Annotated in this window: 27 protein-coding genes; 17 read left to right on the top strand and 10 right to left on the bottom strand. The window is 63.6% G+C overall.

Translation table 11 applies throughout. The features are described from left to right. Positions 1-83 precede the first annotated feature (83 nt). The 7 genes from ACSQ3Z_RS26945 to ACSQ3Z_RS26975 all read left to right on the top strand — a co-directional run bounded on the left by ACSQ3Z_RS26945 (position 84) and on the right by ACSQ3Z_RS26975 (position 7,024). A complete protein-coding gene (locus ACSQ3Z_RS26945) occupies positions 84-719 on the top strand; it encodes a DUF1326 domain-containing protein (protein ID WP_436174326.1) in 636 nt (211 codons plus the stop codon). Positions 720-728: 9 nt separating this feature from the next. Further along, a complete protein-coding gene (locus tag ACSQ3Z_RS26950; protein WP_436174327.1) occupies positions 729-1,586 on the top strand; it encodes a DUF2182 domain-containing protein in 858 nt (285 codons plus the stop codon). A gap of 389 nt (positions 1,587-1,975) precedes the next feature. Continuing rightward, on the top strand, positions 1,976-3,004 hold the full coding sequence (locus ACSQ3Z_RS26955) for an amino acid ABC transporter substrate-binding protein (RefSeq protein ID WP_436174328.1): 1,029 nt from the start codon (positions 1,976-1,978) through the stop codon (positions 3,002-3,004). A gap of 64 nt (positions 3,005-3,068) precedes the next feature. Then, the gene (locus ACSQ3Z_RS26960) at positions 3,069-4,256 is read left to right on the top strand and encodes an amino acid ABC transporter permease (RefSeq protein WP_436174329.1); all 1,188 of its coding nucleotides are present in this window, start codon (positions 3,069-3,071) and stop codon (positions 4,254-4,256) included. A gap of 4 nt (positions 4,257-4,260) precedes the next feature. Then, positions 4,261-5,418, top strand: a complete 1,158-nt coding sequence (locus ACSQ3Z_RS26965; RefSeq protein ID WP_436174330.1) for an amino acid ABC transporter permease — start codon at positions 4,261-4,263, stop codon at positions 5,416-5,418. A 75-nt stretch (positions 5,419-5,493) separates the two neighbouring features. Then, positions 5,494-6,243 (top strand): amino acid ABC transporter ATP-binding protein, encoded by a 750-nt coding sequence (locus ACSQ3Z_RS26970; protein WP_436175156.1) that lies wholly within the window; start codon positions 5,494-5,496, stop codon positions 6,241-6,243. A gap of 112 nt (positions 6,244-6,355) precedes the next feature. Then, positions 6,356-7,024, top strand: a complete 669-nt coding sequence (locus ACSQ3Z_RS26975) for a TIGR02117 family protein (protein ID WP_436174331.1) — start codon at positions 6,356-6,358, stop codon at positions 7,022-7,024. 36 nt (positions 7,025-7,060) lie between these two features. Here the strand turns inward: ACSQ3Z_RS26975 and ACSQ3Z_RS26980 are convergent, their stop codons facing one another. Continuing rightward, the gene (locus ACSQ3Z_RS26980) at positions 7,061-8,290 is read right to left on the bottom strand and encodes an FAD-dependent monooxygenase (protein ID WP_436174332.1); all 1,230 of its coding nucleotides are present in this window, start codon (positions 8,288-8,290) and stop codon (positions 7,061-7,063) included. Between the two features lie 13 nt (positions 8,291-8,303). Further along, positions 8,304-8,549, bottom strand: coding sequence for a zinc-finger domain-containing protein (locus ACSQ3Z_RS26985; RefSeq protein ID WP_436174333.1), 246 nt, complete (start codon positions 8,547-8,549; stop codon positions 8,304-8,306). A gap of 201 nt (positions 8,550-8,750) precedes the next feature. Here ACSQ3Z_RS26985 and ACSQ3Z_RS26990 point away from each other — a divergent pair, with 201 nt between their 5' ends. Both ACSQ3Z_RS26990 and ppx read left to right on the top strand, forming a co-directional pair. Continuing rightward, the gene (locus ACSQ3Z_RS26990) at positions 8,751-10,952 is read left to right on the top strand and encodes an RNA degradosome polyphosphate kinase (protein ID WP_436174334.1); all 2,202 of its coding nucleotides are present in this window, start codon (positions 8,751-8,753) and stop codon (positions 10,950-10,952) included. Continuing rightward, positions 10,949-12,481 (top strand): exopolyphosphatase, encoded by a 1,533-nt coding sequence (ppx, locus tag ACSQ3Z_RS26995; RefSeq protein WP_436174335.1) that lies wholly within the window; start codon positions 10,949-10,951, stop codon positions 12,479-12,481. The genes ACSQ3Z_RS26990 and ppx overlap by 4 nt, the downstream gene beginning before the upstream one ends. A 24-nt stretch (positions 12,482-12,505) precedes the next feature. On the opposite strand, the gene ACSQ3Z_RS27000 is transcribed toward ppx, so the two are convergent. From ACSQ3Z_RS27000 to fumC, 3 genes are all read right to left on the bottom strand, one after another. Beyond that, a complete protein-coding gene (locus tag ACSQ3Z_RS27000; protein ID WP_436174336.1) occupies positions 12,506-12,928 on the bottom strand; it encodes a DoxX family protein in 423 nt (140 codons plus the stop codon). A gap of 144 nt (positions 12,929-13,072) precedes the next feature. Then, on the bottom strand, positions 13,073-13,495 hold the full coding sequence (locus tag ACSQ3Z_RS27005) for a DoxX family protein (protein WP_436174337.1): 423 nt from the start codon (positions 13,493-13,495) through the stop codon (positions 13,073-13,075). A 118-nt stretch (positions 13,496-13,613) separates the two neighbouring features. Further along, positions 13,614-15,011 carry a class II fumarate hydratase gene (gene fumC, locus ACSQ3Z_RS27010; protein ID WP_436174338.1) on the bottom strand — a complete coding sequence of 466 codons (1,398 nt, stop codon included), beginning with the start codon at positions 15,009-15,011 and terminating at the stop codon, positions 13,614-13,616. Positions 15,012-15,209: 198 nt separating this feature from the next. On the opposite strand from fumC, the gene ACSQ3Z_RS27015 reads away from it, so the two are divergent. After that, the gene (locus ACSQ3Z_RS27015; RefSeq protein ID WP_436174339.1) at positions 15,210-15,602 is read left to right on the top strand and encodes a hypothetical protein; all 393 of its coding nucleotides are present in this window, start codon (positions 15,210-15,212) and stop codon (positions 15,600-15,602) included. Positions 15,603-15,682: 80 nt separating this feature from the next. On the opposite strand, the gene ACSQ3Z_RS27020 is transcribed toward ACSQ3Z_RS27015, so the two are convergent. The 3 genes from ACSQ3Z_RS27020 to betI all read right to left on the bottom strand — a co-directional run bounded on the left by ACSQ3Z_RS27020 (position 15,683) and on the right by betI (position 17,473). Next, the gene (locus ACSQ3Z_RS27020) at positions 15,683-15,880 is read right to left on the bottom strand and encodes a hypothetical protein (protein ID WP_436174340.1); all 198 of its coding nucleotides are present in this window, start codon (positions 15,878-15,880) and stop codon (positions 15,683-15,685) included. 81 nt (positions 15,881-15,961) lie between these two features. After that, entirely contained in the window at positions 15,962-16,735 is a 774-nt protein-coding gene (locus ACSQ3Z_RS27025; protein ID WP_436174341.1) for an SDR family NAD(P)-dependent oxidoreductase, read from the bottom strand. An 87-nt stretch (positions 16,736-16,822) separates the two neighbouring features. Beyond that, positions 16,823-17,473, bottom strand: coding sequence for a choline-binding transcriptional repressor BetI (gene betI, locus ACSQ3Z_RS27030; protein WP_436174342.1), 651 nt, complete (start codon positions 17,471-17,473; stop codon positions 16,823-16,825). A gap of 71 nt (positions 17,474-17,544) precedes the next feature. Between betI and choX the strand changes: the two genes are divergently transcribed. After that, positions 17,545-18,483, top strand: a complete 939-nt coding sequence (choX, locus tag ACSQ3Z_RS27035; RefSeq protein ID WP_436174343.1) for a choline ABC transporter substrate-binding protein — start codon at positions 17,545-17,547, stop codon at positions 18,481-18,483. 5 nt (positions 18,484-18,488) lie between these two features. After that, positions 18,489-19,322, top strand: a complete 834-nt coding sequence (locus ACSQ3Z_RS27040; protein WP_436175157.1) for an alpha/beta fold hydrolase — start codon at positions 18,489-18,491, stop codon at positions 19,320-19,322. A 7-nt stretch (positions 19,323-19,329) separates the two neighbouring features. On the opposite strand, the gene ACSQ3Z_RS27045 is transcribed toward ACSQ3Z_RS27040, so the two are convergent. Next, entirely contained in the window at positions 19,330-20,109 is a 780-nt protein-coding gene (locus ACSQ3Z_RS27045; protein ID WP_436174344.1) for an NIPSNAP family protein, read from the bottom strand. A gap of 149 nt (positions 20,110-20,258) precedes the next feature. Here ACSQ3Z_RS27045 and ACSQ3Z_RS27050 point away from each other — a divergent pair, with 149 nt between their 5' ends. Further along, on the top strand, positions 20,259-20,885 hold the full coding sequence (locus tag ACSQ3Z_RS27050) for a TetR/AcrR family transcriptional regulator (RefSeq protein WP_436174345.1): 627 nt from the start codon (positions 20,259-20,261) through the stop codon (positions 20,883-20,885). Between the two features lie 24 nt (positions 20,886-20,909). Here the strand turns inward: ACSQ3Z_RS27050 and ACSQ3Z_RS27055 are convergent, their stop codons facing one another. Next, on the bottom strand, positions 20,910-21,503 hold the full coding sequence (locus tag ACSQ3Z_RS27055; RefSeq protein WP_436174346.1) for a hypothetical protein: 594 nt from the start codon (positions 21,501-21,503) through the stop codon (positions 20,910-20,912). A 136-nt stretch (positions 21,504-21,639) separates the two neighbouring features. Here ACSQ3Z_RS27055 and ACSQ3Z_RS27060 point away from each other — a divergent pair, with 136 nt between their 5' ends. From ACSQ3Z_RS27060 to ACSQ3Z_RS27075, 4 genes are all read left to right on the top strand, one after another. Then, positions 21,640-22,773 carry a metallophosphoesterase gene (locus ACSQ3Z_RS27060; protein ID WP_436174347.1) on the top strand — a complete coding sequence of 378 codons (1,134 nt, stop codon included), beginning with the start codon at positions 21,640-21,642 and terminating at the stop codon, positions 22,771-22,773. Between the two features lie 116 nt (positions 22,774-22,889). After that, positions 22,890-23,564, top strand: a complete 675-nt coding sequence (locus ACSQ3Z_RS27065) for a glutathione S-transferase family protein (RefSeq protein WP_436174348.1) — start codon at positions 22,890-22,892, stop codon at positions 23,562-23,564. A 105-nt stretch (positions 23,565-23,669) separates the two neighbouring features. Then, positions 23,670-23,990, top strand: a complete 321-nt coding sequence (locus ACSQ3Z_RS27070; protein WP_006203028.1) for an ArsR/SmtB family transcription factor — start codon at positions 23,670-23,672, stop codon at positions 23,988-23,990. Next, positions 23,987-24,769 carry an SRPBCC domain-containing protein gene (locus ACSQ3Z_RS27075; RefSeq protein ID WP_436174349.1) on the top strand — a complete coding sequence of 261 codons (783 nt, stop codon included), beginning with the start codon at positions 23,987-23,989 and terminating at the stop codon, positions 24,767-24,769. Before ACSQ3Z_RS27070 ends, ACSQ3Z_RS27075 begins: the two co-directional genes overlap by 4 nt. Positions 24,770-24,835 lie beyond the last annotated feature (66 nt).

Consider the following 24,835-nt stretch of genomic DNA (forward strand, 5'->3'; position numbering starts at 1 on the left):
CCGGATGTAGCCGGTTACTTTCCTGGTCCCCAATCCGGACATCGCGCTCACAGAGCATGAGCGCGGCACAGGGGAGGAATGTCTTGGCCGACGTCAAATGGATGATCAAGGCGCGCGAATTCGTCAACTGCAACTGCGCCTATGGCTGCCCCTGTCAGTTCAACGCCTTGCCTACGCATGGATCCTGCCAGGCGGTGGTCGGCGTGGAAATCGAAAGCGGCTATCACGGCGACACCAAGCTGGATGGCTTGCGCTTCGCCGGGGTTTTCCGCTGGCCTGGTGCGATCCACCACGGCAAGGGCGAGGCGGCGGTGGTCATCGACGAGCGGGCGACCGAGGCGCGGCGCAGAGCGCTGCTTCGCATTCTCAGCGGTGAGGACACCGAACCCGGCGCGACCATCTTCCAGGTCTTTTCGACCACGCTGGAGACGGTCCACGATCCGATCTTCGCGGCAATAGACTTCGAGGTCGACGTCGATGCCCGGACCGGCCAATTGCATGTGCCTGGCGTAACCAAGGGCCATGGCGAACCGATCAAGAATCCCGTCACCGGCAACGAGCATCGTGCGCGCATCGACCTCACGCACGGTTTCGAATATTCGCTCGCCGAAGTCGGGCGCGGCTGGACCAAGGCAACCGGCCCGATCAAGTTCGAGCTGGCCGATTCCCACAGCCATTTCGCCAATCTGCATCTCTCGCAAAGCGGCATCGTGCATTGACCTGATCCAATGAGCGATACGGCCCTCGAGGCGGTGCTGCGGCGCGATCGTGCGGTGGTGACGGTCGCGCTCGTCCTGGTCGTCGGGCTCGCCTGGGTCTATGTCTTGTGGCTTGCCGCCGATATGGCCATGCCTGCCGCGACTGCGCCGGCCGAGGGTGGCGACATGGCCGGCATGGACATGTCTGGCATGGATATGTCGGGCATGGATATGCGCGCCACGGTGGCACCGGGCTTCCGCGCCTGGGTGCCGGCCGACTTCGCCTTCATCTTCACCATGTGGGCCGTGATGATGGTCGGCATGATGACGCCGTCGGTAGCGCCGATGCTGCTGCTCTACGCCGGCGTCGGCCGCAAGGCTGAGGCGGATGGCCGGCCGATCGCATCGACCGCATGGTTCTTTACCGGCTACCTTCTCGTCTGGATTGCCTTCAGCGTTGCCGCGACCGGCGCACAGTGGCTGCTTGCTCGCCTTGCATTGCTCAGTCCGATGATGGAAGCCAACAGTGCGGTTTTCGGCGGCGTGATTCTCATCGCGGCCGGCCTCTATCAATGGACGCCGATGAAGGGCGTCTGCCTGCGGCAATGCCAGGCGCCGATCGCGTTCCTGAGCAGCCATGGCGGTTTCCGCTCCTATCCGCTTGGCGCGCTTCGGCTCGGCGTCGAGCACGGCGCCTATTGCCTCGGCTGCTGCTGGGCGCTGATGGCGCTCCTCTTCGTCGGCGGTGTCATGAACGTCCTGTGGATTGCCGGCATCGCAATCCTCGTCCTTCTCGAAAAGACCATGCCCACCGGGCAATTGATTCCGCGCATCTCCGGCGCGCTGATGGCGGCAATCGGTGCGTGGCTGCTCGTACGGGCGCTTTGAACAGGCGTTTCCCGTCCTCCGGTTCATCGCGTGATCGAGCCAGCGACGCAAGGTAAATCCAGACCTCGGATTTCGCTGTTGCGGCGCGGACTTGCGCGGATCGACCTTTGCCGACTTTGTTTGCGGCGCTGACTAATTTGCGGGCGGCTTTGTATGCAATTCAGGCATTTCCGGCAATTGATTTTCAAACGCATTCGGATTCGGTCATTTCCCTTGACCTCACAGGAATAATCGCCTTCGATGCAGTTCGTGAATGGGAGGCAGCGCGTCGGTTGCGACGCGGGGTTCCGGTAGTGGGCCGGAATGGGAGCTGTATTCACGCACGGGAAAAGATCAGGTTTTGCCTGAGAGACAGGGGCACCTGTAAAACAGAAAAGGGTCTGTGGGTTATGAAACACATTGCAATCGGCATTCTCGGCGCCGCCGCGCTTGGATTGACGGCATCGGCCGCTTCGGCCGGCACGCTCGACACCGTCAAGCAGAAGGGCTTCATCCAGTGCGGCGTGTCGACCGGCCTCGCCGGCTTCTCGGCGCCCGACGACAAGGGTGACTGGCAAGGCATCGACGCGGACTTTTGCCGCGCGGTCGCCGGGGCCGTCTTCGGTGACGGCACCAAGGTCAAGTTCACGCCGCTCAGCGCCAAGGAACGCTTCACCGCTCTGCAGTCGGGCGAAGTCGACATCCTGTCGCGCAACACCACCTGGACCATCAATCGCGATACGGCGCTCGGCCTGAACTTCATCGGCGTCACCTACTATGACGGCCAGGGTTTCATGATCAACGCCAAGAAGCTGCCGGGCGTGAATTCGGCGCTGCAGCTTTCGGGCGCCGCCGTCTGCGTGCAGAGCGGCACCACGACCGAGCTCAACCTTGCCGACTATTTCAAGTCGAACAAGATGGAGTACAACCCGGTCGTCTTCGAGAAGCTGGATGAGGTCAACGCCGCCTACGATGCCGGCCGTTGCGACGTCTACACCACGGACCAATCGGGCCTCTACGGCATCCGCCTGACCCTTGGCTCGCCGGCCGACCACGTCGTGCTGCCCGAGATCATCTCCAAGGAGCCGCTCGGACCGGCCGTGCGCCAGGGCGACGACCAGTGGTACCACATCGTCAAGTGGACCTATTTCGCGCTCCTGCAGGCAGAGGAACTCGGCATCACCAAGGCCAATGTCGAGGAGATGAAGGCCTCCGACAATCCCGAGATCAAGCGTGTGCTTGGTACCGAGGCTGAGTCCAAGATCGGGACCGATCTCGGCGTCTCCAACGACTGGGTCGTCAACATCGTCAAGGCGGTGGGCAATTACGGCGAAATGTTCGAGCGCAATGTCGGCTCGGGCAGCCCGCTCAAGATCGCGCGCGGCATCAACGCGCTGTGGACCAAGGGCGGCCTGCAATACGCTCCGCCGATCCGCTGATCGAAATGTGATCCGGAAGGCAGATCCTCTGCCTTCCGGTTTCTCTTTCCAGGGGACGGGTCGCATGGCATCGCAGGAAATTCTTCGCGAGGAGCCAAGTCGGGCTTCCTTCATCAATGATCCGAAAGTCCGCAGTCTTGTCTTCCAGGCTGTGGTGGTCGTCGTACTGGGTGCGCTTGTCTGGTGGATCGTCCAGAATACCATCGACAATCTGCAGCGCCTGCACATTGCATCCGGCTTCGGCTTCCTCAGGGGACGCGCCGGCTTCGACATCTCCGACAGCGCCATCGCCTATACGTCGGATTCGACCTATGGCCGGGCGATCGTCGTCGGCTTCATAAACACGCTTATCGTGGCCGCAGCAGGCATCGTCACGGCAACCATCATCGGCTTCATCGTCGGTATCGGCCGGCTATCGCGCAATTGGCTGATCCGCAAGATCTGCATGGTCTACGTTGAGGTCTTCCGCAACATCCCGCCACTGCTGGTCATCTTCTTCTGGTATTCCGGCGTGCTGGCCGTGCTGCCGGCGCCGCGTGACAGCTACAACCTGCCATTCGGTTCCTTCCTCAACCAGCGCGGCTTCTATTTCCCGCGCCCCGTGTGGGGCGATGGCTCCTGGCTGATCCTGGTTGCGCTCGTTGTCGGCATTGCCATGGCGTGGTTCGTCGCCCACAAGGCGCGTCAGCGGCAGATGGCGACCGGCCAGCAATTTCCGGTGTTCTGGACATCGCTGGCGCTGATCGTTGGCTTGCCGCTGCTCGCCTACGCGCTGAGCGGCTTTCCGCTGACATTTGATTTTCCAAAGCAATCGACCTTCAACCTGACCGGTGGCTTCCAGGTCAAGCCGGAGTTCCTGTCGCTCTATCTGGCGCTGTCCTGCTATACGGCGGCCTTCATCGCCGAGATCGTGCGCGCCGGCATTATGGGCGTCAGCAAGGGCCAGACAGAGGCGGCCGGCGCGCTGGGCGTAAGGCCAGGGTCGATCCTGCGGCTCGTCGTCGTTCCGCAAGCCATGCGCATCGTCATTCCGCCGCTGACCAGCCAGTATCTCAACCTGACCAAGAACTCCTCGCTGGCCATCGCCATCGGCTATCCGGACCTGACGGCGACTACCGGCACGGTGCTCAATCAGACCGGTCAGGCGATCGAATGCGTGCTGATCATGATGGTGGTTTACCTTGTGCTCAGTCTGGTCACCTCAGCGGTCATGAACGTGGTCAACGCCAGGATGGCGCTGGTGGAGAGGTAGGGCCATGCAGGAACACGACACCTCTTGGGTCAGGACTGAAATGACGTTGGCGCAGCCGGCGCCAGCCGGCGTGCGCGGACCCGGTGCCTGGGTGCGCAAGAACCTTATAGGTTCAGCTGGCGACGCCATCCTGACCGTCGTCGGCATCGCACTGGTGGTCATGATCCTGCCGCAGGTCATCAACTGGGCCTTCCTCAGTGCCCAGTGGACCGGACCTGACCGCACTGTCTGCGCGACGGTTGCGCAAGGCGGCATCCAGCCGGACGGCTGGTCCGGTGCCTGCTGGGCCTTCGTCAATGCCAAGTTCGGCCAGTTCATGTTCGGCCGCTATCCGATCGAAGAGCGCTGGCGGCCGATCCTGGTCGCTATCTTGTTCGTGGCGCTGCTGGTGCCGCTGCTCATCCCGCGCGTGCCGCGCAAGGGGCTGAACGCCCTTCTTTTCTTCGGCGCCTTGCCGGTCGTTGCGTTCATCCTGCTCATCGGCGGCATGTTCGGCCTGCCGCATGTCGAAACCACGCTGTGGGGCGGGTTGTTGGTGACGCTCAGCCTCTCCTTCGTCGGTATTGCCGTGTCGCTGCCGCTCGGCATCGTGCTCGCGCTTGGGCGGCGCTCGAAGATGCCGATCGTCAAGATGCTGTGTGTCGTCTTCATCGAGACGGTGCGCGGCATTCCGCTGATCACCGTGCTGTTCATGGCCAGCGTCATGCTGCCGCTGTTCCTGCCGGAGGGCGTCACCTTCGACAAGTTCCTGAGGGCGCTGATCGGCGTGTCGCTGTTTGCCGCAGCCTATATGGCCGAAGTGGTGCGCGGCGGCCTGCAGGCGATCCCGAAGGGTCAGTATGAGGGCGCCGATTCGCTCGGCCTCGGCTACTGGCAGAAGATGGGGCTGATCGTGCTGCCGCAGGCGTTGAAGCTGGTCATTCCGGGCATCGTCAACACCTTCATCGGCATGTTCAAGGACACCAGCCTGGTCTCGATCATCTCGATGTTCGACCTGCTTGGCGTGGTGAAGCAGAACTTCTCGGACGCCAACTGGGCAACGCCACAGACCGCTCGGTCCGGCCTGGTGTTTGCAGCCTTCGTGTTCTGGCTGTTCTGCTTCGGCATGTCGCGCTATTCAATGTACACGGAACGCCGGCTCGACACCGGCCACAAACGCTAAGAACAAAAAAGGGAACCTGCCATGACCACTGAAAACGCCGTCAGCGCGGAAGAAATCAAGGTCAATGCCGCCAAGATGCATATCTCGGACACCGATGTCGCCATCGACATCATCGGCATGCACAAATGGTACGGCGAATTCCATGTGCTGAAGGACATCAACCTCAAGGTGATGCGCGGCGAGCGCATCGTCATCTGCGGTCCGTCCGGCTCCGGCAAGTCGACCATGATCCGCTGCATCAACCGGCTGGAGGAACACCAGAAGGGCAAGATCATCGTCGACGGCAAGGAACTGACCAACGATCTGAAGAAGATCGACGAGGTGCGCCGCGAGGTCGGCATGGTGTTCCAGCACTTCAACCTGTTTCCGCATCTGACCATCCTGGAGAACTGCACGCTGGCGCCGATCTGGGTGCGCAAGACGCCGAAGAAGCAGGCCGAGGAAATCGCCATGCACTTCCTCAAGCGCGTGAAAATTCCCGAGCAGGCCAACAAATATCCTGGCCAGCTTTCGGGCGGCCAGCAGCAGCGCGTGGCGATCGCGCGCTCGCTGTGCATGAACCCGCGCATCATGCTGTTCGACGAGCCGACATCGGCGCTCGATCCGGAAATGATCAAGGAAGTGCTGGAGACGATGGTGGGCTTGGCCGAAGAAGGCATGACCATGCTGTGCGTCACCCACGAGATGGGCTTTGCCCGCAAGGTCGCCAACCGGGTGATCTTCATGGATCAGGGCCAGATCGTCGAGCAGAATACGCCGGCCGAATTCTTCGACCATCCGCGCCATGAGCGCACGAAGCTGTTCCTGTCGCAGATCCTGCACTGACCGGTCCGACACAGATCAAGAGAGCCCGGCCGCATCGCGGCCGGGCTTTTTTGCGTTTGGGCGGCCAGGTAGCGATCGCCTGTGTTGAAACGCGACGGGACCGCAAAGCCCGATGAGAAAACTCCCGCGCTTTCTGGCCATTTTGGTTGCCGCGGTTGTGCTTGCCGTGGCGCTCGGCACTCTGGTGCCGCGGCCACTGTGGAGAGCGGCGGCCGCCGCGCCCGCCGGCACGCGCCACATCCTGGTGCTGAACAATCCGATCCACACCGACATCGCCATTCCGGTCGACGACGATGTGCGCCAGCGCTTCCGTTTCCTGGCCGATGCCGGCATTCCGGCCGACGCTCCGGAGGTGCGCTACATCGTCTTCGGCTGGGGCGGCCGCGCCTTCTACCTGGAGACGCCGACTTGGTCCGAGCTGAAGGCGGTGCCGGTGCTCAAGGCGCTTACGCTGGACGCATCGGTGATGCATGTCGATATCGCAGGCAACATCGCGGAGCCGCATCCTGACGTCGCCGGTTTCGACATCAGCGAGGAGCGCTTTTCCGCGCTGCTCGATTACATCGCCACGAGTTTCCAGCAAGGGCCGAACGGCCCCATCGCAATCGAGAACGCCGCCTATTCCCGCTTCGATCGTTTCTATGCGGCCAACGGCCATTTCAATGCGCTGGTCGGCTGCAACACCTGGACGGCGGCAGCCTTGCGCACCGCCGGCCTGCGCACCGGCTGGTGGAACCCGCTGCCAGCCACGCTCAGCCTGTCGATGCGGCTTTACAACTGAGAGCTGAGGGTTTCGCTCGCCGGCCTGTCGCGGGTTTCACGTTTCGTCAGCCCGCCACCCATAAAGCCAGTCCAAATCCGCCGCGAGCTTCTCCGGCGCCCGCATCTTCAGGAACAGGTTGCGCGCCAACGCCACCGGACCTGCAGCATGCCAGGCAAGGCGGTTGACGGCGCCGCGACGTGCGGCCTTGGCGACACGCGGCCGTCGCAAATTTTCCCAGATTTGAAGACTTCCGGCCAGGTCGGCAGGGGAGGCGGCAATGACGTCGGCAAGTGTCGCTGCGTCTTCGATCGCCATCGCCGCGCCCTGTGCCGCGAAGGGCGTCATCGCATGCGCGGCGTCGCCGATCAGCGCGATGCCGCCCGGCGTCGTCCAGGGCTGCTTCGGGTCGACCGTATGGATCGGCCAGGCCATCCACGGGCTGGCTTCCTCGGCCAGGCGGGCAAGTGCAGGCGCGGTGCCGCGCATGGCCTCGGTGAGGATGCTGGTATCGGCATGGCCCGACCACGCCTCGGCGATGCGCTCGCCTTTGGTGAAGGCGGCGAGGTTGAAGGCAGTACCCCGGCTGACCGGATACGCGACCATGTGGAAACCGGGATGCAGGAAGGTGGTGACTGCGTTCACGACGCCGACGGCGGCAAAAGCCTTGCCGGCGGCACAGTCGGCTGGAACCGTGGTACGCCAGGCCAGCTCGCCCGAAAAACGGCTTTTGCCGGAAATTGCCCTTTGGTCAGAGAACCGCTCCCGGACCCGCGACCAGACGCCGTCGGCGCCGACCAACAGCGATCCTTCGACTTCGACGGTCTTGCCGTCGGCTTCGGCCGTCACGGCGATGCCGTGCGGTCCGGTGGCGACGCTGCTGACGCGGGCGCCGGTGACGAGATCGATCCCCGGCCGCTCCGCCACCTGCGCCGTCAGCGCGGCCTGCAGGTCGGCGCGATGAGCGACGAGATAGGGCGCGCCCCAGCGGCTCTCGGCTGCCTGCCCGAGCGGCACGCGGGCAAGTTCGCTGAGCGTCGCGGCATCCTTCAGCACGACCGCTTCCGGCCGCACCGCGTGTGGCGAGAGCCGGTCGAGCACGCCAAGCTGGCGCAGGATGCGTGTTGCGTTGGGGGAAAGCTGGATGCCGGCGCCGGTCGCTTCGAGCTGTCTGGCCTGTTCGAACAGCTTTACCGGATAGCCGCGTGCGGCAAAGGCAAGGGCTGCGGTCAGCCCGGCGATGCCAGCCCCGGCGATGACAATTTGCCGGGACCGCGTGTCACTCATGGCGGCGAGGGAATCAGGCAGCCTGGTCGATATAGAAGCAGCCGGCGGGCTGCGTTTCCGTTGCCTTCAGCTTCGGCGAATAGCGGTAGAGCGTCGAGCAATAGGGGCAGACTTTTTCAGTGTCGTCGCCCATGTCGAGGAACACATGCGGATGGTCGAAAGGCGGATTGGCGCCGGTGCACATGAATTCCCGGACCCCGATGTCGATCGCCGAATGGCCCGCATCGTTCTGGAAATGGGGAATGGAACCGCCTGCCATCGTCGTCTCCTTAACTCGGTCTCGTCTGCATCTGGATCATAACCCGCCTGTTTGCAAGGTCGATGAAATGAAACTGTCGTAAAAGCCTGTCAGAGGATAAGTTAAGCCGGTTAACCGGCTTGAGCCTTTTGCAGCCAAGCGGAATCGCTTGGCGTCGCACAAATGCGACTAAAACAACGTGGCACGGGAAGAGCAGGAACCATGAACGAACTGAAGCCGGTGCAGAGCGAATTCACCACCGTGGAAAAGGCCAGCCCCCAGGGCGGCAACCCGGACCGTTTCGTCAACCGCGAGTTCTCCTGGCTGCAGTTCAATCGGCGCGTTCTCGAGGAATCGTTGAATGCGCATCACCCGCTGCTCGAGCGGGTTCGCTTCCTGTCGATCTCGGCCGCCAATCTCGACGAGTTCTTCATGGTCCGCGTCGCCGGCCTCGCCGGCCAGGTGCGCGAGGGCATCGCGCTGAAGAGCCCGGACGGCCGCACACCGGAGCAGCAGCTCGAACAGCTGCTGCGCGAGGTCGAGCGCCTGCAGGAGGACCAGCAGAAGAGCCTTTCGGCGCTGATGCTTTTGCTCAACAAGGAAGGCATCGAAAGCATCACTCGCGACGCCCTGACCAAGGACGAGAAGACCTGGCTGGAAGAGCATTTCCAGGACCAGGTGTTTCCGGTGCTCACCCCGCTATCGATCGACCCGGCGCACCCGTTCCCGTTTATCCCCAACCTCGGCTTCTCGATGGCGCTGCAATTGCGCCACCGCAAGAATGGCGAGGAGATGAGCGCGCTGCTGCGCCTGCCGGTGGCGCTGAAGCGCTTCATCCGCCTGCCGGACCGCAAGAACCATGTCCGTTTCATTCCGCTGGAAGAGGCGGTCGGCCTCTATATCGGCAAGCTGTTCCCCGGCTACGAGGTCAAGGGCTCCGGCACGTTCCGCATCATTCGTGACAGCGATATCGAGGTTGAGGAGGAATCCGAGGATCTGGTGCGCCTGTTCGAGACCGCGCTGAAGCGCCGCCGCCGCGGCTCGGTCATCCGCATCGAGTTCGACATGCTGATGCCGCCGGCGCTGCGCGACTTCGTCGCCGGCGAGCTTGGCGTCTCGTCGAGCCGCATCAGCGTCTTGACGGGTCCGCTGGCGCTCAGCCAGATTTCCGAGATCGTCGCCGTCGCCCGCGACGACCTCAAATTCACGCCCTACAATCCGCGCTTTCCCGAGCGCATCCGCGAACATGGCGGCGACTGTTTCGCCGCCATCCGCGAGAAGGACATCGTCGTCCACCACCCTTACGAATCCTTCGACGTGGTGGTGCAGTTCCTGCGCCAGGCGATGGCCGACCCGGAAGTGGTGGCGATCAAGCAGACGCTCTACCGCACCTCGAACGACAGCCCGATCGTGCGCGCGCTGGTCGACGCGGCCGAGGCCGGCAAGTCGGTGACCGCACTTGTCGAGCTCAAGGCACGCTTCGACGAGGAAGCCAATATCCGCTGGGCCCGCGACCTGGAGCGCGCCGGCGTCCAGGTGGTGTTCGGCTTCCTCGAGCTGAAGACCCACGCCAAGATGTCGCTGGTGGTGCGGCGCGAGGACGGCAAGCTGCGCAACTATGTGCATCTCGGCACCGGCAACTACCATCCGGTCACCGCGCGCATCTACACCGACCTGTCCTTCTTCACCACCGACCCGACGATCGCCCGCGATGTCGCCCAGCTGTTCAATTTCATCACCGGCTATGCCGAGCCCGCCGAGGAGATGCGGCTGGCGATCTCGCCCTTCACGCTGCGCAAGCGCATCTTGAAACACATCTCGGACGAGGTTCAGCATGCGCTGGAGGGCCGTCCGGCCCGCATCTGGATGAAGATGAATTCGCTCGTCGACCCGATCATCATCGACGCGCTCTACGATGCCAGCCGTGCCGGCGTGGAGATCGATCTCGTCGTGCGCGGCATCTGCTGCCTGCGGCCGCAGGTGCCCGGCCTTTCCGAGAACATCAGGGTGAAGTCGATCGTCGGCCGCTTCCTCGAACACAGCCGCATCTACTGCTTCGGCAACGGCCATGGTCTGCCCTCGGACGGGGCGGTCGTCTACATCTCGTCCGCCGACCTGATGCCGCGCAATCTCGACCGCCGCGTCGAGACCATGGTGCCGATTACCAATCCAACTGTGCATGAACAGGTGCTTGGCCAGATCATGCTGGGCAACATCATGGACAACCAGCAAAGTTTCGACGTATTGGCTGACGGAACCTCCCGGCGCGTCGTGCTGGAGGAGGGCGAGGAACCGTTCAACGCGCAGGAATACTTCATGACCAATCCGAGCCTTTCCGGACGGGGTGATGCGCTGAAGTCGCACGCGCCCAAGCGCATCGCACAGTTCAAGCGCCGCAAGAAGAACGCAGCGACCAGCGGATGATTTCTACATCCCAGGGCCGGCTCCAGGATCGCCGACCGCTGTCCATCATCGACATCGGCTCGAACTCGATCCGTCTTGTCGTCTATGAAGGGCTGGCACGCTCGCCGACCTTGCTGTTCAACGAAAAGATGCTGGCCGGCCTCGGCCGCGGCATCGTTTCGACCGGCAAGCTCGACCCCGAGGCGGTCACCCGCTCGATGGAGGAATTCCGCCGCTTTCGTGCGCTCTCGAACCAGGCCGGCGCCGAGCACATGTATGTGCTGGCGACCGCCGCAGCCCGCGAGGCGGTGAACGGCCCCGACTTCATCCACCGCGCCGAGGACGTGCTGAAGACCGAGATCCGGGTGCTCTCCGGCCGCCAGGAGGCGCATTATTCGGCGCTAGGCGTCATCTGCGGCTTCCATCCGGCCAATGGCGTTGCCGGGGACCTTGGCGGCGGCAGCCTCGAACTGATCGACATCAATGGCGAGGCGATCGGCGATGGCATCACGCTGCCGCTCGGCGGCCTGCGCCTGCAGGACATGGCGAAGAACTCGCTTGCCCAGGCAGCAAAGATCGTGCGCGAGCACCTGGCACGGGCAAAGCTGCTCAAGGGCGGCCAGGGCAGGGCCTTCTATGCGGTCGGCGGCACCTGGCGAAACCTCGCCCGGCTGCACATGGAGATGACCAACTACCCGCTCGGCGTCATGCATCACTACGAGATCAGCGCCGACAGCGCCCAGAACTTCCTCAAGCAGGTGACGAAGGCCGAGATCGAGAAGGTCAGGGGCATCGAGGGCGTCTCCAAGAACCGCCGCTCGCTGCTGCCCTATGGCGCCATCGTGCTGCAAGAGATCATGGCGGCGATGCAGCCCTCGAAGATTGTCGTCTCGGCGCTCGGCGTGCGCGAGGGGTTTCTCTATTCGCTGCTGGACGAGGCCGAGAAGAAGGCCGATCCGCTGATCTCGGCGGCCGAGGAACTTGCCCGGCTGCGCTCGCGCTCGGTCACCCACGCGCATGAGCTGGTCGAATGGACCGGCAAGGCCTTCGCCGCCTTCGGCATCGATGAAACCGAGGACGAGGCGCGCTATCGCCAGGCCGCCTGCCTGCTGGCCGACATCGGCTGGCGCGCGCACCCCGAATATCGCGGCAAGCAGTCGCTCAACATCATCGCTCACGCCTCCTTCATCGGCGTCGATCATCCCGGCCGCGCCTTCCTGGCACTGGTCGGCCTGTTCCGCCACGAGGGCGTGTTCAACGAAGCGGTCCCGGAAATCCGCGGGCTGGCGACGCCACGCTATCTCGAGCGCGCCCGCGTGCTGGCAGCGATGCTGCGTGTCGTCTATTTGCTGACGGCGGCGATGCCGGGCGTCATGCCCAGGCTGAAATGGGAACCCCGCCCCAATGGCGGGCTGGCGCTGGTGTTGCCGGCATCGCTGGCCGACCTCTACGGCGAGCGGCCGGCCGGGCGCCTGGCGCAACTGGCAAGGGTCACCGGCCGCCGGCTGGTGCTGGCGGTCGAAGGCGGGCCGAGCGTATCGGTGAAATAGCCTGCTCCGGTCTAAACAATAGGCTCAGGTGGCGTCGGCGCCGATCCCGAAGCTCTTTCCGTCGATCGCCCAGGCGCCGGCGCCGGCCATCGCCAACGCCAGGAAGCCGCCAGCAATCGCAATGTCCTTCATCAGCATCTGCTGGTGCAGGAAAGCGAGCATCGGATCGTCGCCACCCTGGCCGTAGTGGCCGATGAAGCCGGCCGCGATGCAAAAAGCGGCGAGCAGCAGTGCCGCGATCCGCGTCTGCAAGCCGACGAGGATCGCGAGCCCAGCGATCAGTTCGAACAGGCCCGTGCCCCAGGCGGCGAGCGACGGCAACGGCAGGCCGAGACTGGCGAAATAGTCTGTTGTGCCGGAAATGTTGGCCAGCGCCTGGAAGCCGGATGGCACGAACAAAGCGGCGAGCAACAATCGGGACAAGAGAAGCAGCGCGTTGCGGGGCATGGTCACCTCCGTCGTCGGCGGCCGGTTGGTCGCCCGACGTCCTGATCCTAGCAGAAATCGGCAAATCGGGGCGCCTGGATCGACAACGAAAAAGCGGCGCGGAAAATTCCGCGCCGCTTCTTTCATGCGTATCCGGTAGGAGGTTCAGCCGCGCTTGGCGTCGACCGAATAGGCGCCGGCGCCCGAGGAAGCCAGCGCAATGAAGCCGCCGGCAATCGCCAGATTCTTCAGGAAGCTGATCATCTGCATCTGATCGGCCCAATTCATATGGGCGACCAGCCCGGTGGCGACGGTGAAGACCGCCAGCACCCAGGCGACGATGCGGGTCTGGAAACCGACGAGGATGGCAAGGCCGCCGAGCAGTTCGATGAGGCCGACGACAATGGCGGTTACGGTCGGCAGCGGCAGGCCGAGGCTGCCGAAATAGCCGGCGGTACCTGCGATCGCGGTCAGCTTGCCGAAACCGGACAGGAGGAAGATTGCCGCGAGCAGAACGCGGCCGAGAAGGATCGAGGCAGAGGCGTTGGAAGCAGCGCCGGAACCGGCGGCGGAAGTGTTGATGGACATGGCGGACTCTCCGGGGTTGGAATACCTCATCAGATAGTCCACACCGACTGTTCACCAAAGATGCCTATTCGGCGACAGTTCGTTCACCAGGATAACGTTTTTGTGATCGAGCGTGGCTTCAGCCCGGATGCGTCATGTCCTCCGGCCGCACCAGCCGGTCGTAATCAACCTCGCTGACCAGCCCGGTGGCCAGGGCTTCCTCGCGCAGCGTGGTGCCCTTCTTGTGCGCGGTCTTGGCGATCTTGGCGGCATTGTCGTAGCCGATGGTGGGGGCGAGCGCCGTCACCAGCATCAGCGACCGGTCGAGCGCCGCCTTGATGTTGTCCTCGCGCGCCTCGATGCCGACCACGCAATTGTCGGTGAAGGAGACCGAGGCATCGGCGAGCAACTGCACCGATTGCAGGAAATTATAGGCCATCAGCGGGTTGTAGACATTGAGCTCGAAATGGCCTTGGCTGCCGGCGAAGGTCAGTGCGGCGTTGTTGCCGAACACCTGCACGCAGACCTGCGTCAGCGCCTCGCACTGGGTCGGGTTGACCTTGCCCGGCATGATCGAGGAACCCGGCTCGTTCTCGGGCAGCGACAGTTCGCCGAGGCCCGAACGCGGGCCGGAGCCGAGGAAGCGGATGTCGTTGGCGATCTTGAATAGCGCCGCAGCCGCCGCGTTGATGGCGCCGTGCGAGAAAACCATGGAATCGTGGGCCGCCAGCGCCTCGAACTTGTTCGGCGCGGTGACGAAGCCGATGTCGGTGATATCAGCGATGCGCTCGGCCACCTTTTCGGCGAAGCCGACCGGGGCGTTGAGGCCGGTGCCGACGGCGGTGCCGCCTTGCGCCAGTTCCTGCAGGCCAGGCAGGGTCATCTCGATGCGCTTGATCGACGAAGCGACCTGCGCCGCATAGCCGGAGAATTCCTGGCCTAGGGTGAGGGGGGTCGCATCCTGGGTATGGGTACGGCCGATCTTGATGATGTGGGCGAACGCCTTGGTCTTGGCCTCCAGTGCCGCATGCAGGTGCTTCAGCGCCGGCAGCAGATCGTGCACGATGCGCTCGGCGCAGGCGATATGCATGGCCGTCGGATAGGTGTCGTTCGACGACTGGCTCATATTGACGTGGTCGTTCGGGTGCACCGGCTTCTTCGAGCCCATGACGCCGCCCAGAAGTTCGATCGCCCGGTTGGAGATCACCTCATTGGCGTTCATGTTGGACTGCGTGCCCGAGCCGGTCTGCCAGACGACCAGCGGGAAGTGGTCGTTGAGCTTGCCGTCGATGACCTCTTGCGCCGCTTCGATGATCGCCTTGCCGATCGCCGCGTCGAGCCGCTTCAAATCCATATTGGCTTCGGCCGCCGCCCGCTTGACGATGCCCAGCGCCCGGACGATCGAAGCCGGCTGCTTTTCCCAGCCGATCTTGAAATTGCCAAGCGAACGCTGCGCCTGCGCCCCCCAGTAACGGTCTGCGGCAACCTCGATGGGACCGAACGTGTCGGTTTCGGTTCTGGTCTTCTCAGCGCTCACTGGAGGTCTCCGGTTTTCGAAATTCGGCAACGGCGTATCGCGTTGCACAAATCGCTTCAAGCGGAGATTGCAGCCGGTGAGGATGCAAATCGGTTGAAGGTATGGGCGCCCAAAACCTGGAAGTTGGCACGCCTGCCGGTTTTGACTTGCGATGACTGCTTGTCGTGATAATCTTGATGCAACCCTGGGGAGAATCCTATGGCTGATCAGTTTTTCAGGGAAACACGCAGGCTCGTATTTGGCCCGCTTGTTCTGCTCGTCGCTGCGACGGCTGTCTTCTCATATTTCCTGGGCGACGCACCCAACCTGCTCTTTTTGAAATTGACCGCGGTTCCGCTTTATCTGTTGGCTGGCCGGGCCATTTCGATGCTTTGCCCGCTGCCAAACGGCAATCAATTGAATCTGGTGTTTTGGGAAAGGCAATTTCTGGATGCTCTCTTGCTTTCGTGCTGGCTGACAATAGCGATCTGGCAACCCGATAATAGCGCGGTCACAGTGGCGCGCGGGTTCTTCCTGTTCATCGCCCTCTATCTCGGTCTCATGTTTCTGCTGCGTGTGATCTTCAGAGCCAGGAAGTCACAACACGGCTGACAGGCTGGCCCGCTTTTCTCCACAAGGGGAGAGGGTGCGGCCCACGTTGGCTCGCCGAGGTGAATGCCCCAAACGGCCAGTCAGGCCAATGGCGGGCCGACTATGTCGATGCCATTCTCAGCGCAGATGCGCGTCAGGGCCTCGATCATGGCGGGCGTCGGCTTCGACAGCGGCGGCAGCTCCGGCTGTTCGGCGGCACGGCCCGCCTGGCGCAGCATCGTTTCGAAATCGGAGCCGCGCGTGACGGTGAGGGTGCGCGCGCCTTCCGGGGATTCCACCCGATACGTGTGAATTGCGTCAAAACAAGAGGATAGAGCAGTTCTGCGTTTCCGTGAAACGGTGAACCGCACCAGGGCGTTTCATCCAGCGGTGTATCCGCCATCGATGGCAAAGATACCGCCGCTGGTCCACGCGGCCTCGTCGCTGGCCAGGTACACGGCGATGCCGGCGAGATCGCTGGTCTGGCCGATGCGGCCAAGCGGATAGCTGCGTTCGACATAGGCTTTCAGCTCCGCCTGCGCTTCCGCCGGCAGGTTCACGATCGATTTGCGCCGCATGGCGGTGTCGACCGTGCCGGGCGCGATCGCATTGACGCGGATCCCGCGCGGGCCGAGCTCGAAGGCCAGAGACTTGGTCAGCGAGTTCAGCGCGCCTTTGGACAGCGAATAGAGGCTCGATGGTCGCTTCGGGATCATCTTGTTGGCGAAGTAGGACGAGATGTTGATGACGGAGGCGGCAGCAGTGAGATGCGGCAGCAGCCGCTGTGTCAGGAAGAACGCCGCCGTCACATTGAGCGCGAAAGACTGCTGGAACTGCTCCTCGCTGACGCTCTCGAACGGTACCAGGAAGGCGACGCCGGCATTGTTGACGAGGATGTCGAGCGGCCGGCCCTGTTTCACATGGGCGGCGACGGCATCGATGCCGGCTGAAGCCGAAAGATCGGCCGACAGGGTTTCGACGCCGGCGCTGCCTTTCACTTCGGAGGCCAGCGTCTGGCGCGCCGCCGCCAGCTTGCCGGCGTCGCGGCCGACGATCAGCACATCGGCGCCCTCGCGTGCAAATGCCTCCGAGATCGCCAGGCCGATCCCGTCCGAACCGCCCGTCACCACCGCCCGCTTGCCGTGAAGTCTCATGGGAATGATCCTGCCTATGCCATCGGCAGAGAGCACGCCGAACGGGCTTGGGCGGTCAACCCAAAGGCCTATCCAGCAGTATGAACTTTATCCGGCCGAGACCATCCCGACGGCCGCGGGCCGTCGCATGGCGAGCCGCCCCGCGACATAGTCCTTGACCTGACGGACCGCCTGCTCACGCGAGACGCTGCCCGGCTGCAGGCCAAGCCGCAGCCACAGCCCGTCGATCAGGGCGGTGACGCCAAGCGCGATATCGTCGGCCTCAACGGACGATGCAAGGCCGCGCAGACCGGACAACAGGTTCGAGCGCATGCGGGCATGTATGACCTTCTGGATGCGGGCGAGCTTGTCGTCGCGCGGCACCTCCGCGCAGAGCGAAAGCCAGGCGTGGCAGAGAGGCGGCAGGAACAGATGCTCCTCGAAATTGCCTTCGATAACCGCATCGAGGCGCTCCATTGGCGTGCGCGCCCGCCGAAGCCGCGCGACTACTGCGTGGCACAGGACTGCGTTCGCCTCGCGCATTGCGTGCTCGAACAACTCCTGCTTGTTGCGGAAATAGTGCAGCACGATGCCTTTGGAGGCGCCGGCTTGGGCGGCAACCTTTTCCAGCGTCGCGCCGGCTATGCCTTCGCGCTCCAGCACCGCGAAGGCCGCCTGCCGCAATTCCCTGCGCCTGATATCGCTTATTCGGCTGAGCTTCACCTGAGAATCCACCTGTTCACGATTGCAGATTGACATCCTTATCCGTTCAGATCAAGAATTGACCCATGGGACAATTATTTATCCAAACGGACAAGAGGAGACATCGCATGCATCGCATTCTGGCAACCGGGGTCTGCCTGGCCGCGCTGGCGCTGGCCGCGAATGGCGCTCGCGCCGCCGAGGCCGAGCAGTGCAGGGCTGTCCGCATGGCCGAACCCGGATGGAACGATCTGGCCTTCACCACCGGCGTCGCCAATGTCCTGTTCGGCGCGCTCGGCTACCAGCCGCAGAGTTCGGTGCTGGGCATCAACGTCATCTACGAAGGCATGAAGAACAACGATCTCGACCTGTTCCTCGGCTACTGGGACCCGGCCATGGTCACCTATTACGAACCTTACAAGAAGGACGGATCGGTCGAGGACGTGCGAGTCAATCTGGAAGGCGCCAAATACACCTTCGCTGTTCCGACATATGTCTGGGAGGCCGGCGTCAAGGATTTCGCCGACCTGCACAAGTTCGCCGACAAGTTCGGCAAGAAGATGTACGGCATCGAGCCCGGCTCGAACCAGCTGATGATGGACGCCATCGCCGATCCGTCGCTCGGCCTCGATGGCTGGCAGGTCGTCGAATCGAGCGAAGCCGGCATGCTCTCCGAGGTTGGTTACGAGATAAAGGAAAAGCAGTTCATCGTCTTCCAGGGCTGGGCCCCGCATCCGATGAACACGATGTACGACTTCAAATATCTGACCGGCGGCGACAAATTCTATGGCCCGAACCTCGGCGCAGCCACGGTGACCACACAAGTCCGCAAGGGCTATCTCGCACAGTGCCCGAATGCCGGGCAACTGTTGAAGAACCTCGCCTTCGACATCGATTTCGAGAATGTCGGCATGGGCTATCTGATCAATGACGGCATGAAGCCTGAAGAGGCGGGACTGAAGGCGATCACGCTGAACAAGGACCGTCTCGACGCCTGGCTCGCCGGCGTCACCACCTTTGACGGCAAGCCCGGGCTCGCCGCGGTGAAGGAAAAGCTCGGCCTGTGACCGCAATGGATGCCTTGTCGCAACAGGATGCGCTCAAGGAACAGGACGCCTGGGCCGGTCGCAAGCAATTCGTCGACATCGGTGGCATCGAGATCGCCTATGTCGAGATCGCCGGAACCGAGCCGGCTCTGCTGCTGGTCCATGGCTTCACCGACACCAGCCGCAGCTTCTCGCTGCTGGCGCCGCATCTGGCCGGCCGGCGCCGGGTCATGCCGGACCTGCGCGGCCACGGCGCTTCGCAAGCGGGCCGGGGCTGCAGCGTCGCCGATTTCGCCGGTGATATGGCCGGACTGATCCAGCGCTTGCGGCTCGACCGGCCGGTCGTCGTCGGCCATTCGCTCGGCGCCATGGTGGCCATGGAACTGGCCGCTCGGCACCCGGAGCTCATCGGCGGGCTGGTCGTCCTCGCCGGCACGTTGAGGCCTGGTTTCGGGCGGGATCATCCACTGGTCGCTGGTGTTGAGGCATTGCGCGATCCGATCTCACCGGCCGATCCGTTCTATGACTGGTGGCATGCCTGCCGGCCTGGCGTGCCCCAGCCCTTTCTCGCCGGCCTGGCGAAGGACGCTTCGGCGATGCCCGCCGAGCGCTGGCGCGCGGTCCTGGAGGAGATCCGTTCGGCCGATCTGACCGAAGCGGCGCGGACCGTGCGAACCCCAACGCAGATCATCGCCGGTGCCTGCGACCCGCTGTTCGGCGAGGCGCACCAGCAGGCGCTGCTGCGTGCCCTTCCTTATGCCTCCTTTGTTCAGGCGGAGGGCTGCGGCCACAATCCGCACTGGGAGGATCCGGCACTTGTTGCTTCGGCCATCAATGGAAAATTCGGGGCAGGGACCTGACGAGAGGTTACCCCAGCAGCGATTGCGCGGTTGGTGAAAGCCGCAGGGTCTGTGTCGGTCTGGCGCGGTTCGGCTCCGCTGCCTGCAGGAACGCCTGCCATGCCGGCGAAGCGGCGAGCGCTGCTTTGTGGCGGTCATGCGCCTCGGCGCTGTCGAAGCCGATGACGCCGATGAAGACGTTTTCGCCTGATCGCACCGGCAAGCGCGGAAAGCTGTTCTCGGCGTGCTCGGTGACAAAGGCGCCCAGCAATATTGCGCCGAGCGTCTTGAGCAGCGGAACGGCTCCGGCTTTGAAGTCTTCGGCAAAGCCGGCTTCGTGGCCGGGCCGCAAATGATGAATCTCAATCACAACGATTTCCTTCAAGCGACTGTCATCGCGTGGCTTTTCCTGGTCCAACCCATCATTCCGTCGCGAGCCAGACAGGTCGAAGCCGGCACCTGGCCATGCTGGTTTGAGGAGCAGCACGTCGTCGGAATCGATCATCGTGGCGTTGGCGGCGTCGCGCCATGCGGCCCATACCGGTCCGTCATAGAAGGCGGTCAGCGCGTCCTTCCGCGCAGCCATGCCGTCGAAGCCGCGCAGCCAGACGAACATGTCGGGCCGGTCAAGGTCGCGGAACTGGCCGATGATGGTCATCCCAGCCGCTTCCTGGCCCTCGATCAGATGGCTGTCGAAGATGTCGATCAGCGTATCGCGCCGGCCGGGTTTTAGCGTGTACTGCCGCAGTTCGACCACGGGCGAGGCGAGCAGGCCGGCTGTTGCAGGGGCATTCAGGGGCAGGTTCATCGCGCACTCTCCAAAACAGGATGATCGTCCTGTTTGTAAAACAGACCGGTTGTCCTGTTTTGTCAATCTGCTATCGTTTGAAAATGTCAGCAGAGATTTCCGCTCGCCCAAGATCACGGTCTAGCAAACGCACCAACGACCCCGAAGGCATGCGCAAACGCGTGCTCGATGTCGCCGAAGCGTCGTTTCAGGAGCGCGGTTATCAGGCTTCCAGCATCGGCGACCTGATGGCGGCGGCCGGCGTCACGGGCGGCGCGCTGCATCACCATTTCCCGACCAAGAAGGCACTGGCCCTTGCGGTGATCGAGGAGCGGGTCGCCGCCGCTGTCGAAGAGACCTGGATCGCGCCGGTGCAGGCGGCGGGCTCGGCCCGCGAGGGCATACGCGCCGTGTTCGAGGCGGTGGCGGCCGAACTCGAGCAGCAGGGCTTCGTGCGCGGCTGCCCGCTCAACAATCTGGCGCATGAGCTTTCGCTTGCCGATCCGGATTTCCGCGCTGCCCTTGCCGGCATCTTTGCCGCTTGGCGCGAGGCGATCGCCGACAGGATCAGGACCGATCAGCAAGCGGGCGGGGAGCAGGGCACCGATCCGCAGCGCTTCGCGGCGCTCGTGGTCGCCGCTTATTCCGGCGCCATGTCGATGGCCAAGGCAGCGCAGGATGTCGGCCCACTGCGCGATTGCCTTGAGGCGCTACAGGGGGCCGCGCCGTCGTCATCGCAGAGCCGACTGGCGGTGAAGCGACGCCGCAGGGTGCTGCTGCGGCCGGGAAAGCCCTAAAGCCGGGGGCAGAAGGGAGCCGCTCTAATTCGCCATCGGTTTGATCGTCTCGTAACCGTTCACCGATTCCGTGCTGGTGCCTTCGTCGTAGCGCCGGGCGAGGGCTGCTTGCAGATCGGGTGCATAGAGCGCAGTGAACGCATCCAGTGTCTCGCCGGCCCCATTCTTGAAGGTCTCTTTGACCGCCAGCACGCTGTATTTGCAGTCGCCCAGGCTGAACGTCTCCTTGCCCTTGACGACCAAAGTCAGTGTCTTGGTGCTCTTCGGCTGCTTGTTCGGCGATAGCTCGACGAATTCTATCGTGCTCTTTGCCCCCGTCTTCAGCGGAAACAGTTTTCGTAGATCGGAAAACGGGATTATCGCCAGCCGACCGGTATCGCTGTCGCGAAACACCTCGATCAAGCCGCCGAACAGGTACTGTGTCTGCGGCGATTCGGATTCGTATTTGTTGACGACGGAAACCATGCCGCCGGCCACTGGGCGAAACTCGCTGTTGATGCCTGGCTTTTCCAGCACGAAACCGGCCTTGGCGGATTTCGCGTCGATGCAATCGGCAGCATGGGCAACACCCGCCGGCAGCAACGCGGCCAGCATCATGATGATCGGTGCAGCTTTCATGGCGTCCTCCTCTGCTCGCGCAAGTTGAAGGGGCAAGACATGCCAGGCCTGCAGCAACATGTCGATGGATGGTTTGGACGAGAAGTGTTGCTGGAGAACTGGACGGCCGGGCGCCGGCTGTGCTGAATTTCGGCGCATGATGAATCGCCTTCCGCCCCGCCTGCTTTCCCGGCGCAACTTTTTGGCGCAGGCGCTGGGGGTTGCTGCCGCTGGTGCCCTTGCGCGTCCGGCGCTCGGCCAGACCGGGCAGCGCATCCAGCCCATCGACGCTACTTTCCTGTTCATCGCCGACGTCCATGCCTGCCGCATGGCGAGTGGCCTCAGCCCCAACTGCCAGCAGGAAGGCAAGACCGACGCCGCCTTGCTGCGCAACGTTGCTGCGCTGAACGGCATTGGTGACAAGGATTGGCCGACCGAGATCGACGGCGTCGCCACCGGCCTGCGCTCGGCCGGCAGCCGCATCGGCACGCCGCTCGGTCTCGTCGTCGGTGGCGACATCACCGACGACGGCGGCGGCCAGATCACCCAGCCCAGCGAAGGCACGCAGCTTCTGCAGTTCAGCCAGCGCTACCAGCAAGGGATCGGCCCCGACCGTGTCCACATGCCTGTCTATGTCGGGCTCGGCAATCACGACCTCGACCAGAACGGGCCGCCGCATCATGTCGACTGGTATCGCCGCGAGATGCGCGACTATGTCGAGGTCAATCACCGCCCCGGCGTGTTCTTCAAGCCGCCGGTGCCGGCCACCGAATATGATGTCGATACCGACTGCTATTCCTGGGACTGGGGCGGCCTGCATCTCGTCCAGACCCACCGTTTCGCTGGCGATACGGGCCACGGCGCCATCTCCAGCCTGCCGTGGCTGAAGCAGGATCTGGCGACCTATGCCGGTGACGGCCGCCCGGTCATCCTGTTCCAGCACTATGGCTGGGATACTTTTTCGACCGAGAAATGGGATCCGGCCAGGCGTACCTATGACAATGACGGCATCGGCGCGCCGCACTGGTGGAGCGAGGTCGACCGCCAGGCGCTGCTGTCGGCGCTGAAAGGCTACAATGTCATCGCCGTCTTCCATGGCCACCAGCACGAGGTGCCGATGATCTACCGCCGCGACGGGCTCGACCTGTTCAAGCCGAAGGCCGCCTATATGGGTGGCTTCGCGCTGGTGCGAGTGACCAGTGGCGGCATGGATGTCGTGCTGGGCGAGGCGGCCGGCGACCATGGCGAAGTGATGTTCACCAACGCCTTTTCGAAGAGCCTGAGCTTCTGAGGCGCGTTGGCGGCACGGCGGCCGTGGTCGTTTTTTCGGGATCGGCCCGGCTTCTCCCAGGCTAAACAGGCAAGGTAGGGTGCGCCTCTATTTGTGCGGGCTCCGCGGGAGAAACCATGGCTGAATTCACGCTCTTCATCGGCAACAAATGCTTTTCGTCCTGGTCGCTCCGGCCCTGGGTGGCGATGCGGCATCTGGAGATCCCGTTCGAGGAGGGTTTTGTGCGCCTGCGCACGCCGGAAACCGCCGCCAGCCTGGCCAAGGTGTCGCCGACCGGCCTGGTACCGGTCCTGAATCACAAGCCGTTGAAGGGAGGGGGCAGGATCGTCTGGGAAACCCTTGCCATCCTTGAGTATCTGGCCGACCTGTTTCCCGAAAAGAAGCTTTGGCCGGAGGACCTTGGCGCCCGCGCGCTGGCCCGCTCCGTGGCGACCGAGATGCATTCCGGCTTTCGCGAGGTTCGCTATGGCTGGCCGATGAATTTGCGCCGGCCCAAGGGCCACAAACCGCTCGACGCCGAGGGCGAGCTGCAGCGGGCGCGCATCGAGGCGATCTGGCGGCAGTGCCGCGCCGAACATGGCAAGGGCGGCCCGTTCCTGTTCGGCCACTTCACCGCGGCCGATGCCATGTACGCACCCATCGTCACCCGCTTCGACACCTATGGCGGCGAGCTGGCGCCGGATACGCGCGCTTATGTCGACGCCGTGCTGGCGACCCCCGCGATGCGGCACTGGTACGCGGAGGCGGCCAAGGAAACATGGCCGGAGCCAGGTCCTCACGAACAGGACTGACCAACAGAACATCGCCGCAGCAGGAGCACTGATCCCCATCCCGCTGCGGAGTTGTTGACGAGCACTCGCGATCGGCATAAATACGTAACCAAATGGATACGCATTATGCCGCAGGCTGATCCCGATCGTTCCGTTTTCCGCGCCATCGCCGATCCGACGCGCCGCGCCATCCTCGACCGCTTGCGGCAAGGGCCGGCGCCGGTCAACGAACTGGCCTCGGCCTTTTCGCAGAGCCGGCCGGCGATCTCCAAGCACCTCAGGATCCTGCGCGAATTGCGCGTCGTCTCCGAGCAGAAGCATGGCCGCGAGCGGCTCTACAGGCTGGAGCCGGCGGAACTGAAGGACGTCGCCGACTGGATTCTGCCCTATCGCGATTTCTGGCAGGCAAGCCTCGGCAATCTGAAATCCTATCTGGAGAACGAATGATGGCCAGCAACGACAGAGCGCGTGCGATCGCCGACGTCTCGGTGGGCACCATCCTTGCCACGGTGACGATTGCGGTGCCGCCCGAGCGTGTGTTTCGGGCGCTTACCGCCGAGGACCAGATCCCGCTCTGGTGGGGCTCGGACGCGCTTTACCGGACGACGAAACACACTGCCGACGTCAGGCCGGGTGGCGCCTGGTACTCGGAAGGCAAGGGCGCCGACGGCAATGAATTTCATGTCCAGGGCGAATATCTCGAGGTCGAGCCGCCGCATCGTCTGGTGATGACCTGGAAGGCGCCGTGGGACGGCGACAATGTCACCACCGTCACCTACACGCTTGAAGCCGTCGAGACTGGAACGCGGCTGACGCTGCGCCACGAGGGCTTTGGCGCGCGCCATGACTCCTGCCGCGATCACGGCTCCGGCTGGGAGCGTGTGCTCGGCTGGCTGGGCGCGTTCCTTGCCGGCGAGGCGGGCAGCAAGCCAGCAAGCGTGTTCCACTGCCGGCTGATCCCGCCGCGCCCGGATTTCGCCTTTACCCTGACGGACGAGGAGCGGGCGCTGATGGACCGGCATGCCGACTATCTGCGCGGCAAGCTGGAGGAGGGCACCATGATGCTGGCTGGTCCGGTCGCCGACCCGGCCGGCCCCTGGGGACTCGCCATCCTGCGCGTCGGCACCGAGGCCGAGGCAAGGGCGTTGACCGATGCCGACCCGATCGTGCGTTCGGGGCAGGGCTTTCGCTATGAGATCCTGCCGCTGATGTCAGCGATAATGTGACGTCGCACGGCAATGTGAAGGCCCAAAATACATGAACGCCCCTCGCGCCTTTTATCGCGCGGGAGG

Source organism: Mesorhizobium sp. LjNodule214, from assembly GCF_964252735.1.
GTDB lineage: Bacteria > Pseudomonadota > Alphaproteobacteria > Rhizobiales > Rhizobiaceae > Mesorhizobium.